Below are 13,223 nucleotides of genomic sequence, written 5' to 3' on the forward strand. Positions count from 1 at the left end.
TGTTTTGTTCTTATTTTAATTATAAACCATGACATAAGAAAACGAGCATCTCTAACTACGGAAATGCTCGTTTTTTTGATAGTTAGAAGTGGGTTTTTGCCCAGCCTCGTAATTCTTGTGATAGCTGGATGATCCGTTGTTGCAACAATACCATCTTCATTAGTTTCAGAAGTCATAGTTAAACCATACTGATTGTTAACTTGTCCTTGTGCAGCACCAGACTTTCCAACAAGACCTTTCGCTTGTACTATACGAAGGTCTTTAATTTTACCAGAATCATCTGTTACACCAAATTCAAGATTTGTTTCTTCTCCTTTATAAACATAGATTTCTTTTGTAGCTGGATTAGAGAATGGAATTGTACCTTTTGGTCTTACGTTTAAAACTTTATTTTTTTCGATTGTGTCTACAGAACCATCTACATATGTTACAACAAGCTTACTAGGTTCAGTCGTTGATACTGCAACAGTATCAATTAATGAAGTAGGATTAGCAACTGGTGATCCACCTACAAATCGTGCATCCTTACTTTTTTTAGAATGTTCTAATTGCAAACTTGATTTAATTGATGTTAGCTCTGTTGGTGTAATATTATCAATATCATTAACTGTAATACGTCTTTCATCAGTTAAATCTTTAATGTCGTACTTATATGTTTGAGATTTAACAACCATTTTGAAGTAACCATCAGCGGTTTTATTGTTACCGCCCGATATTTGTTCTCCATTATCATTGAACAGTTGCAGATAGCGATCACCTAACACTGCATTTTGATTTTCATCTTTTGTATAATCTTTCAACTTTTTGAAAGTGTCGTTTGGTTTCCCAGTAATTTTTAGTGTTGCTGGTCCCTGTGTATCATTTACAATCGAAGTATACGTCCAACCAAATCCGTCGATTTCTTGAGCTTCAAGTGGATCAGATTGTTTCTTATTTTTGTTCATATACTGACCACTTCCACCTTTAACAGATGCAGAAGTGATTTTTCCAACAGTTGAATTCACAGCAATACTAATATCTGTGTCTTCTTCATTGTAGGCATAAATTTCTTTTTTAGCATCATCTGAGAACTCCAACGTATAACTCAAATTACCGACATTAACAGTTGTTGGCTCGTGTTTTGCAGCAGTCGCTGCTGTTCTGAACCCTTCACCTTTTTCCAACTCTTTACCGTTACGTGGATCACGAGAACCTGTGTTTTCAATAGCATTAGTGCCAGCTTTTGGTTCTGTGTTTTCTGCTTTTTTACCTAGAGTTGGAGTTGTTACTTCTGGTGCAGCTGGTTTTGTTGACTCTTCTGCAATTGGTTGTGCTGCTGGAGTTGATGGGCTCTCAGGGGCTGATTGTGAGTCGGTGGTATTAACAACCTGTGATCCCTGAATTTCAGGCTCTTGAGCTGATACAGCTCCATTACCTAAGAACATGAAAAGAGCAGCAACAGCTACACTAGCCGCTCCAAAGCTATATTTACGGATTGAGTAACGAGTTACCTTCTCACGACGTGAGCGTTCTACTCGACTCATAGAATGATTATTTTCCATCTATAAAGCCTCCTTTATATTATTAATTTTATAGCATTAGTTTAAATGATAATCTTAGCATGTAAAGACGCGGTACTATAAGTTAGTAAATACTCTACACCTACTCTTATCACCAACATGATACCACTATTATATACATAAAGCAAACATTTCGATTTTATACTTAATTAATCATTTGCAAAAAGCAAACCAGGAAACTAGCCACGGCTTGCTCAAAATACTGTTTTGAGGTTGTAGATAAGACTGACGAAGCCAGTCACATATATACGAAAAGGCGATGTTGACGCGGTTTGAAGAGATTTTCGAAGAGTATAAGAACAACTTCATTCACACTAACAAGACCTAAGATTCAAAAACAAAAAAAAACGAACAAAATAGAATTCTAACTGTCTAGAAAACTAGTTTTATTCGTTTTTTATGTTTAAGTCTAAACTTTCATTTCAAATTCTAATAACTTAACGCACTTCTGCATTGACTTTTTCTTCAAGTGATGCTTGGATTTTTTCCATGTAGCGTGCGACTTCTTCGTCCGTTAAGCTGTCTTCAGGATTTTGGAAAGTCAAGCTATAAGCCATTGACTTCATACCAAGTCCCAATTTCTCACCTGAAAAGACGTCAAAGAGTTTGATATCTGTCAAACGTTTCACGCCGGCAGCTTGGATAGCATCCACAATCACCGTATCCTCAGCATTAAGATGAGTTTTTGAAATCGTAAAACCACTTTGAATAAGAGTTGATTCAACCCATTGACTCCGACGGATTAAGTTGCTTTCGTGAATGCCAAAATCAGCCGCAATTTGTTCATAAGTACGGTATTCTCGCATGTATTGAAGAGTAGCTATGAGGAAATCTTCTAAGCTTAACTTGGGAGTTCGTCCACCTTTTGCGTGTTTATGTTGATAAGCTGTTTTTAACACAGCTAACATCTCTTCAAAAGTAGTGCGCTGAACACCAACAAGGCGCTTAAATCGTACATCAGTTAATGGTTTACTTGATTCATAATTCATAGTTTTATTGTATCATATTTTGTTTCGTAGGAAATCTAATATATATGCAAACTTTTCGACCTCAAATTTTCGCAAAAAAACGTTTTGAAAAAGTAGGAAATTTTCAGAAAGTTTAGTTTTGAATTTTTTTGCACATAGATATACATTCGATCGCTATATTATGCTATTGTATTTTGGTGCGATTTATACTTAATTGTAGAAGATATTGCATATATAATTATAATTCGAGTAAGTTTAAAAAACGAAAACAAGCATTAACTATTGGCCAAAAATAAAACATGCTACCTACTTCGATAACATGTCCCCATTCTCATTTATAGCAAGGCCTCAAACTCTGCGACGGTCATACCTAATTGTTCACTCGCAACCTCAGGTGTTAGAATACCTTGGCTGACTAGATTTACTAACATAGTGAAACTACCTTCAACTTTCCCACGCTCCAGTCCCTCTGCACGACCACGTTCTAATCCTTTTTCTTCAGCTTGTTCCAAGGCATAGTCCTGTGCTAACAAGGCTTGTTCTTCGCGCATACTAAAACTATGAAAAGCCAAGTCATCTGAGAAATAATTACTATCCACAATAGCAATTGCGTATACTGGTGCGATATGTTTGTAACTCTGGTGTATATCACCTTCACGTTGGCGAATTTTCTCTAGGTTTTGATTGACCTAACTGCATAAGTAAGCCCACAGGCGATTGATGAAAAAATTCTGATGATGTACCTGAATTTCAATAATAACCTGTGTCCCATTGTCCAACTCCGCTAAGACGTCTATACTAGTATAGAAATCCTGGGCCGAGTATGGCAAGGAAGGCAATACATGAATATTGCTTCCCTCCAAAATGGTCACATTTTTGGCTGGTAAGTCCAGCATATCGCGGATAAATTGACAAGTGACTTCTGGATTGCTAAAGATTTTCTTAGCAACCAAATCATTGGTTGGGCTGATGCCCGGATGACGTACAGTCAAATTGCTTCTCCTTTCATTATAGCACATTTTTAAATCTAGGTTTACTAGATTATCTGGCTCTATCTATTTATTCGGAAAAGGAAATGAATTGTTAAGATATTTTATCTCCGTTTTAACTGAAATATGAACCTTAGCAAGCAGTTGTCTATCCAAAGTCAGATTTAGATAGAGATTCAAAGTTCTACCAGTAGCCAAACTCAGAGTTAGTATGATCAGATTTTTTTAGTTGCCCCAGCTTGATCCTGACGGACTTTAAACTATACCATCTTATCAACAACTTTATCCACAGCTGTGGATAAAGTTGTTGATAACTAAACATCCTCAAAAGTTTCTTATTACATTGTTAAAAGTCTTAACTCTTCTCACTAACTACTATTCTCTACCAAAGCCCCTCCCCTCCTAACTAATAATTAAAATTCTCTCCTCGTCGACAAGTGATACTCAATGAAAATCAAAGAGCAAACTAGGAAGCTAGCTACAGGCTATACTTGAGTAGAGTAAGGCGACGCTGATGTGGTTTGAAGAGATTTTCGAAAAGTATAAAACAGTATTGTTTACAAAGATTAGCGTACTTCACCCTTGATATTTACTACATAGACTATCATTTCAAAAAGAAAAATCCCTAAACTCCAAATAGCAATAATTAATCATATCTATCCCCAGCTTGTCCACAATCTGTGGATAACTTCTGTGAATTATCCAATTTATAAGAACTCTTTTACTCTCAGTTGTCTATTATCTCTAAGGTTAATGAGATGTTCCCACTCTTATAAATCTGTGGAAAAGTCTGAAAATAACTCCATTGTCAAGAAACAATACAAAGCATACAAAAGAACCAAAAAACACCCCTCTGAATGTTCATTCCAGAGAGATGTTCCTTTTGTCTTAGCTATTGTAAATCGATTGTCTAAAGTCATCTGAATCTTTGAGATAAGCTTTATAAATCGCTTTTTTCAGTTTTTGAACGGGTGTTTCGATAAAGCTATAGGTGCGAGCTGTTGTATTGCCTGCCTTAATCTGTTTCAACTCCTCTTGGACAGCTTTCTGCATCAATTCACTTAACTTCTGACTTGTCAGACTTATTTGCTGACCTTCATATTGGATTGTCAAAGGTTTCAATTGATCAATCTTAGCTACTCTTTCCTTAAACTGTGCTTTTTTGAACTCAGCATAACTCTTACCATTCAAAACTTTATTGAAAATGTAAGTATCAGATAAAGGCTTGTTTTCAGCCTCTGCTGCTTCTTTAAATTGATTTGACACATAAGGAACAAATCCTTCATAATAGCCCAAAGCAGCCATCAATTCAAAGGCTTGTTTTCTAAAGGTGATATCCCCACTCATACCAGAGTCATTTTGACTAACACCATAAATGGTATCAAACATATCAACGGTATAATAACCATTTGCTGTAATTTTTCCTTTATCTGAAAAACCAGCAATGATATAACGATTGACCAGGATATGATTGTCAATCAAACTATCAATATCTGTTAATTTTTTGGCATCTTCTAAGGTCAGATCTTGAATTTCCTCACTCTTATGAGTCGGTTTAACCGCTGTATTACGGTAATCTACCCAAGTTCTAGGACCTGTTGAAGTAATCGGCATTATTTTTTTGAAATAACTCATCTTGTCTTCTGCAGATAAGCCTTTACTTGCCTCTGCTTCTAGGTAATCTAGAGTATAAAGGACATCAAAACTTCCCTTCATGTAAGATTGCAAATCTTCTGCCGTTTTAAATCGATCAGGTGTTTTATTGTAAAATCCATTCTTATCATTCTCATCATATACAAAGTTGAGATTGAAGTAAGTATCCTTTTCTGGATTATAGGAGTTTTCAAAAATACCACGCGCATAAAACTCTGCTCCTGTACCATCTCGACGACCGTGATTATTAAACAAGACCGTTCTATCTAGTAAGTGCGTCATTTCATGAGAATAAGTCGCTGAACCTCTATCATCCAGAACCCTATCTATAAAGTAACGGACACCTAATCCATTGGCCTCAGCTCCCACCTTACTTACTGGAGAATAGTAATTCATAGGAGTCATAAACTGGTCGACCCCCTTATCAGCTCCATTACCAGCATCTGATGACCAAGTGCTATCAATCTGTGCATTCGGATTACTTGTATATTTCTTCATCGTATCAATAATCAAGCGATTTGTCAGCAACTTATCACGATTTTCTGGTTTTGTTATACGATAAAGAGTATCAACATAGTTGGCTTGTTGTACAGCCGCCTTTTCAATTAAAGACTTGACTCTAGCAAGCTCAGTCTGATACTTAGTTGGATTAGACTGGGCAAGAGAAGTATCTATATAGGAACCAATATTACCATAGGTAATCGTCGCCATATTACTAATCACGTAAACATTTGGTTCTTTCACATTCAAAAGTCCCAAAATAGCAGCCATATTAGCCTCTTGTTTACGAGGATCCTTTTCCCCAGCTGTCAACTTGCTATATAGCCCGACATGCGCTGAAGGATTTTCCTTAGATGGTTTTTCAACAATCATAGCTTGGCTAGATTTTTTAAGCCAAGTATCCGCATCATCTGACGTAAAGAGTTGGCGATTGCTGTCTAAAAATTCCTTCAAACTAGCCTTACCAGTGATAGTAGATAAATATTTTGTAAATGTTTGAGGACTATTGGTCAATTTCATCTCTTCATAAGACATGGATCCTAATTTCTTCAAACTATCCAAGGCTGTCATTGTCTTATTGCCAAATGAACTTGGATTAAAGGCCAGAATATCACGAATATTCGTGTCCCCAAATTGAATATTATAAAAACGATTGATATAAGACAGTCCCAACAAGATCTGCTCTTTGTATTGCTCAAGCTCTTGTTTGACCTTGCTGCGATTTTCAGGGGTATCTCCTATAATCCCCAAAGTATGAGAGGCAATCTTTTTGAAACTTGACTCAGCTTGCGTCTTCGTCTGATCAAAGCTTTCTTGAATTGACAGTTTTTGAAGATACTCTGTGCGCAACATATCTTTGACTTCTTGGTCAGTGATATTTGGGTGTGTTTTTCTGAGCGCAATTCTCCTTGTTATAATATCTCGAGGATCATAGGTAGGCTCTAACTGTGCTTTTAGTTTACTGTCATTTAAGAAATCTACTGATCTCACGCTTGTGGTAAGAGCAGACACATCCACAGCATCTTCTCTCTCACTATTAGCTGGAAGCAAGTGTGGTTTATCCTCCTGACTACCAACTAAAACAACTCTCGGTTTCATTGGTTTTGTTATTTGACTCACTTCCTGAGGATTAATCAATTCACCAGTTTGTTCATTGATAGCGTAGGTTCTGGTAAGTGTATTCTCACCAACTTCTCCTTCAGAGACTACCTTTTCTATATTTTTAGCAAGTGAAGAATCCTCTCTTCGCTCCTCAGTAACAGCAATCGGTTGTATTACTTTTTCCACATTACCAACTTGAATCACTTTATCGACTGCTGGATTTACTTGTTTAGTAGTATCAGATACCGTCACCTGACCTGTTGCCTTGTCTAGTTGATAAGTCGTCCTAGTTTCCACCGAACCATCACGCCCTACAACCGCTACTTCCTGTCGTCTGAACTCCAAAGCAGGATTCATCTGGTAAATCGTTTTATGAGATAGGACAGTAGTTTCTACACTCGGTTTAGTTCCAACTTCTACAACTTGATCAACCTTGTTAGCTACTATTTTAACAGTTTTATTCTCAGAAATATTTCCACTTACTTGATCTTTAGTATAGGTAGTAGTAACTTGTTCTTGTCCCTCAACACCCGGAATTTTTACTCTTGTAACACCGTGGTCTAGTGCCTCATTCTTTTCATAAATGGTTTCATAAAAAACAGCTTTGGTCTCTACTTTGGTCTGAGGAAGTTGAGTGTCTTCTTTATACTCTGGGAGAGCCTCCTGTATCTCCGGCTCACCGGAAACACCACCTTCATAAGACGGGAGGGGTGGTTCTACCAAGGACTCACCGGAAACGCCTCCCTCATAAGATGGAAGGGACGGCTCTACCAACGATTCGCCGGAAACGCCACCTTCATAAGACGGAAGAGACGGCTCTACCAACGATTCGCCGGAAACGCCACCTTCATAAGACGGAAGAGGTGGTTCTACCAAAGATTCACCAGAGACGCCACCTTCATAAGACGGAAGAGATGGTTCTACCAAGGACTCACCGGAAACACCACCTTCATAAGATGGAAGAGGTGGCTCTACTAACGATTCGCCGGAAACGCCACCTTCATAAGACGGAAGAGACGGCTCTACCGAAGGATCGCCGGAAACACCACCTTCATAAGATGGAAAAGGTGGTTGGACTTCTGGGGCTGTACTTATGCCATTTTCTTGAGGTCCCTTCTCTTTTGTCCCGACCAGAATCACCTGAGTAACTGGTTCACGAAGCACTTCTCTCCCTACTTCATTTCTCGTAACAATACCATCGATAACCCTTACTTCTGTTAAGATTCGTTCTTGTCCCTTGGTACCTTCTATAGAAATTCTTTTTTCTCCCTTCGCCAGAGTTGGGTCAGACTGCAATTGAGTTTCAAACTCTATCTCCCCTATCCTAACTTCCAGTTCTGGCTTGTCTTCAATAACAGTTTTCATTCCTTCATCGGGTACCTTTTTAGACTCAATACTCATACTTTTTTTAGGAGTTGGATTTAAAACAGGCTCAACTGCATAAGATGGTTGAGGAGATTGCACAAGGTCTTCAGTTGAACTAAAATGAGATGCAGTCTGTGGTACAATCTTCTTAGACTGAGATTCTGAACTGTCCTCCTTTTGAGATAATTCTGGCGATTCTACCTTATCAACAGAAAGTTCCTTGCTACCACTATCTCTTACCAAATAATATCCCGTAAATTCATATCCTTGGACTATTTCAGGACTTGGTAGAAACTGACCTTCTACTCTCTTAACAAGGGCTGGTTGCAATTCTACCAGATTTTCAAAAGCAGAAATGGAGGCTCCCCAGCCACCAACAGCAAAGACGGTCACAAGGAAGTAAGACGCTCCCTTTTTTCTCTTGATTAAAGTGAAGGAAAGCAATAATAATCCTGCTCCCAAGATAAACATCCCATCATTAGAAAACAGACCTGTTTCTGGTAATCTTGTAGCCAATTTTCGATAGATAAAGTAGTATTTTTTCCCCTCTTTTACCTCAATCTTATTTTCTTCAAACCATTGCAACTCAGATTTCAGCTTTTCAGATAAATCCTGCTCATCCAAATAATGACTTGAAATTAGTGTTGAACTCGTTTCTGTAGCCTGTATAGGTTGAGCACCCATACCAGCAAAAAATAGACTCGCTCCTAGCAAGACCGAACAAGCTCCTATTGTATATTTCCTCAAAGAAAAACGCTGCTTTCTCTCAAATTGAAATTCTTTCATCCCATATCCTATCATTCATTATTACTGTATATTTAGTATATCAGAAATAGTTTGTATTCACAAATCTTTCTAGTTATTCCCTTATTATTCCAAATTAAGGGAAACAACATACAATAATTTTAGTTAAATGTATATCGATGTTCTTTGCTTTTCTTAACAAATGCAATGCAAAAAGATCCTGTTGCCAAGCTCTTTAATCTATTATTTCTTCTCAGCACGGAGGGCTGACAAGATTTGTGTACGGATATCATCCACACCATTTGGTGTATTTGGTAAAAAAATGGTTTGATTTCCTTTAGAGGCAAATGTATTCAAGGTATCCAAATATTGGTTGGTCAAGAGGATGGACATGATTTGCTCTTCTGTCATGCCAACATTAGCTTCCTTGAGTTCGGTGATAGACTCTGCCAATCCATCCACAATCGCCTTACGTTGTTGGGCAATCCCCACACCATGAAGGCGGTCTTTTTCTGCTTCGGCTTCAGCTGCAGTGACAATTTTAATCTTGTCAGCTTCCGCCAATTCTTGCGCTGCGACTCGCTTACGTTGCGCTGCATTGATTTCATTCATGGATTGCTTGACTTCTGCATCAGGTTCGACCTTGGTAATCAAGGTTTTCACAATAATGTAGCCGTAAGTAGTCATTTCTTCTGCTACTTGGTGTTGAACTTCAAGGGCAATCTCGTCTTTTTTCTCAAACAATTCATCCAAGGTTAATTTTGGAACAGAAGAACGAAGGGCGTCTTCAATATAAGATTTAATCTGAGATTCTGGACGCATAAGTTTATAGTAGGCATCTGTCACGCTCTGCTCATTGACACGGTACTGAGTCGCCACATTCATCATAACGAACACATTGTCCTTGGTCTTGGTCTCAACCACAATATCGCTTTGCAACAAACGCAACTGAATCCGCGCTGCAATCGAGTCAATCCCAAAAGGCAAGCGAATATGAATACCGCTATTGGCAACCTTTTGGTATTTCCCAAAGCGTTCAATAATCGCCACCGACTGCTGACGAACCACATAAACTGTACTCAGTGTGACTATCACCAATAGGAGCACACAAACCACCACAAAAATCATCAAAAATGTTGCCATTATCGTGACCTCCATCATTATTTTTCCTGTATTATAGCACATTTAAAGAAGGCTGTGCAGTTTTTACTGCGATTTTTCCTGAAATGTCAATAATTAGAGGTGAATTGTCACATTGTCGTCTAATTTCTGGCTAAAACAACTCTTTATAAAAAGCAATCGTTTCTTCTAAGGTTGGCATAAATGGATTTCCTGGTGCGCAGGCATCAATCAAGGCATTCTTAGAAAGGTATTCAAAGTCAAAGTCTTTTTCTTCAATACCAAGCTCAGTCAGTTTCTTAGGAATACCTACTGTTTCAGACAGTTTCTCAATTTCAGCAATTGCATAATCAGCACACTCTTCATCTGATTTACCTTCCACATGAAGTCCCAAGGCCTTGGCAACATTGCGGAAAGCTTTCGGAACACGTTTAGCATTTTCACGTTCGATAACTGGTAGCAACATGGCACAGCAAACACCGTGTGGCAAATTATATACTGCGCCAAGTTGGTGAGCCATTGAGTGAACATAGCCCAGACCTGCATTATTAAAGCTCATACCACCGAGGAAGATGGCATTGACCATGCCTTCACGCGCTTCAATGTCATGTCCGTTTGCCACTGCACGAGGAAGGTATTCCTTGATAAGCTCAATAGCTCCAATAGATAGCTTCTTGGTCACATCATAAGCTCCTGGTGTTACCAAAGCTTCAACAGCGTGCGTCAGAGCATCCATACCTGTCGCTGCAGTCAAGCCTTTAGGCTTAGAGAGCATCAATTCCGGGTCATTAACAGAAATCAAGGCAAGGCTATTCTTATCAACCATGACCATCTTAACCTTGCGTTCTTCATCGGTAATGACATAGTTAATGGTAATTTCTGCAGAAGTTCCTGCTGTTGTATTGATAGCCACAACTGGCAAGCCTTTTTTAGCAGACTTATGAAGCCCCTCATAATCCTGTGGTTTTCCACCATTTGTCGCTATGATAGAGATACAACTAGCTGCATCCTGTGGAGAGCCCCCACCAAGACTGATAATAAAGTCACATCCATGCTCTTCCAAAGCAGCAACCCCATCTGTGACATTCTTACAAGTAGGGTTTGGCTCTACATCACTAAAGATGACATATTCGATCCCTTCTGCATCTAGCGGTTTTAAAACCTTAGGCAAAATGTCACTGCCTTCGATGAACTTATCTGTCACCAAAAGCGCCTTTTTATAGCCAAGTTACTTGATATAAGGACCCACTTCATTTACAACACCTTTTCCAATAAGGTTGACTGCCGGAACATAAAATGTAGCCATATAATTTTCCTCCTGCGCCTCCGCGCTATTTACTTAACATCATTATATTACTTTTTGTATTCGTTTTCAAATATTTGTGAAATGTTTAACAAATGTTTTTTAAAGGGATAGGAGGGACGTAAGTTCACCTCCTATATACACAAGTTTTATTTATGTAGTGGCCCCAACAACTGACATGCACGATAGTCCGCTGATTCTAAATCTTCTGTTCCAAATAAAGACCAATTTTTAGGTCTAAAGATATCTTCCTCAGGTACATTATGCATATTGACAGGAATTCTCAACATAGAAGCCAAGGTAATCAGGTCTGCTCCAATGTGTCCATAGGTTATCGCTCCGTGATTGGCTCCCCAATTATTCATGACATCATAGACAGACTTGAAAGCCCCTTTTCCTGTCAAACGTGGAGCAAACCAAGTAGTTGGCCATCCTGGATCTGTACGATTATCTAAAGTATGGTGAACATCTTCAGGAAGTTCAAGTGTGTAACCTTCTGCAATTTGTAGCACTGGACCAACCCCTTTTAGAAGATTGAGACGTACCATTGTTACTGGCATATCGCCCTTCGTCAAGAAACGAGTTGAGAATCCTCCTCCACGGAAGTATTCGCGGTTTGCTGGTGGAAAGTCTGTGTTTTCAAGCATAGCTTGTACTTCACTTTCACCTAACTCCCAGAATGGTTTAATAACAGGTTTGCCATCTCGAGTAGCTTGACCTGTACCATCCAATGTACAAGAGCCAGAGTTGATTAGATGTAAGAATCCATCTGCAGCACGACCATCTAAAGTATGTCCTGTTACACGTTCAACAGCCTCGGGACTCCAATAAGTACGCACATCAGCAAAGATTTGTGGAGTATTTGTTAATAGATAATTAAAGAGCATAGACACACCATTTAGTGAATCATTCTCTGTAGCAAATACAAATGGTTTTCGAATACCATTCCAGTCAAACTGAGTATTGAGGAAAGTTTCCATAAAGTCCCCATTTGGGAAATGGTCTGTCCACTGGCGTTGGCCCTGGAAACCAGCTACTAAAGCATGGTGACCAACTGCTTCTTCCTCAAAACCAAGCTCTGCTAAACGAGGATTCCCCTGCATAAGATCTCGACCAATCATGAACATTTTTACCACAAATTCCCATTGTTTTTCTTTCTCTTCTTTAGAAAGAATCAAATCTTCACGATTTCGGTCAACGCCTTCTTTGATATGTTCTTTTACCCAAACCATAGCACGTTCGAACTCTTCTGGGTCATAAATACCACGGTCAATACGGCGCGTGAACTCCGTCATATCTACCGATTCATTTCTCATTCCTAGGTATTCTTGGAAGAAATCTGGATTTACAATAGAACCGCCAATCCCCATTGAAACACTACCCATTGATAGATAAGCGGTGTCTCTCATCAAGCCAGTTGCAAGAGCTGCACGCGCATAACGTAAAAGTTTTTCTTTGACATCTTCTGGAATATCTGTATCACTAGCTTCCTGAACATCTCTACCATAAATCCCAAAGGCTGGAATCCCTTTTTGAGCATGTGAAGCTAGTACAGCTGCAAGATAGACAGCTCCTGGGCGTTCTGTTCCATTAAATCCCCAAATAGCATGAGGAATATCTGGAGACATATCCATAGTTTCACTACCATAACACCAGCATGGTGTAACTGTAATTGTTGCGCAAACATTTGACTTTTTAAACAACTCATGTGAAGCAGCGGCCTCTGGAACACGACCAATGGTAGATGGAGAAAGCACGCATTCCACAGGTTCTCCATCTGGATATTTCAATGTACTTGAAATAAGATCTGCCACACTTTTAGCCATGTTCATTGTTTGTACTTCAAGTGATTCGCGTACACCTTGACGACGACCATCAATAGTCGGACGAATACCAATACGTGGATGTTGGATCATAATAT

At 38.9% G+C, this 13,223-nt stretch carries 5 protein-coding genes and 2 pseudogenes; all 7 read right to left on the minus strand.

Features of this window, described 5'->3' with window-relative positions; all coding sequences use genetic code 11:
- A partial coding sequence (locus tag FGQ53_RS04745) for a YSIRK-type signal peptide-containing protein (protein WP_229090311.1) occupies nt 1–1,541 on the minus strand: 1,541 nt, incomplete at its 3' end.
- A 455-nt stretch (nt 1,542–1,996) separates the two neighbouring features.
- Complete coding sequence (locus tag FGQ53_RS12290; RefSeq protein ID WP_138336167.1) at nt 1,997–2,548, minus strand: transposase family protein; 552 nt, start codon at nt 2,546–2,548, stop codon at nt 1,997–1,999.
- A gap of 314 nt (nt 2,549–2,862) precedes the next feature.
- A pseudogene (locus tag FGQ53_RS11740) lies at nt 2,863–3,519 on the minus strand (PD-(D/E)XK nuclease family transposase).
- Nucleotides 3,520–4,404: 885 nt separating this feature from the next.
- Nucleotides 4,405–8,922 (minus strand): ZmpA/ZmpB/ZmpC family metallo-endopeptidase, encoded by a 4,518-nt coding sequence (locus FGQ53_RS04765; RefSeq protein WP_138336173.1) that lies wholly within the window; start codon nt 8,920–8,922, stop codon nt 4,405–4,407.
- Nucleotides 8,923–9,123: 201 nt separating this feature from the next.
- Complete coding sequence (locus FGQ53_RS04770; protein WP_004235732.1) at nt 9,124–10,008, minus strand: SPFH domain-containing protein; 885 nt, start codon at nt 10,006–10,008, stop codon at nt 9,124–9,126.
- Nucleotides 10,009–10,153: 145 nt separating this feature from the next.
- Nucleotides 10,154–11,305 (minus strand): annotated as a pseudogene (locus tag FGQ53_RS04775) (iron-containing alcohol dehydrogenase).
- A gap of 146 nt (nt 11,306–11,451) precedes the next feature.
- On the minus strand, nt 11,452–13,218 hold the full coding sequence (locus tag FGQ53_RS04780) for an L-fucose isomerase (RefSeq protein WP_138336176.1): 1,767 nt from the start codon (nt 13,216–13,218) through the stop codon (nt 11,452–11,454).
- Nucleotides 13,219–13,223: the final 5 nt, after the last annotated feature.

This window comes from Streptococcus mitis, from assembly GCF_005844455.1.
In the GTDB taxonomy this organism is placed as follows: Bacteria; Bacillota; Bacilli; order Lactobacillales; family Streptococcaceae; genus Streptococcus; species Streptococcus mitis_BF.

Coding starts and splice junctions, on each gene's coding strand:
- FGQ53_RS12290 (WP_138336167.1), bottom strand. CDS start 2,548: ATGAATTATGAATCAAGTAAACCATTAACTGATGTACGATTTAAGCGC.
- FGQ53_RS04765 (WP_138336173.1), bottom strand. CDS start 8,922: ATGAAAGAATTTCAATTTGAGAGAAAGCAGCGTTTTTCTTTGAGGAAA.
- FGQ53_RS04770 (WP_004235732.1), bottom strand. CDS start 10,008: ATGATTTTTGTGGTGGTTTGTGTGCTCCTATTGGTGATAGTCACACTG.
- FGQ53_RS04780 (WP_138336176.1), bottom strand. CDS start 13,218: ATGATCCAACATCCACGTATTGGTATTCGTCCGACTATTGATGGTCGT.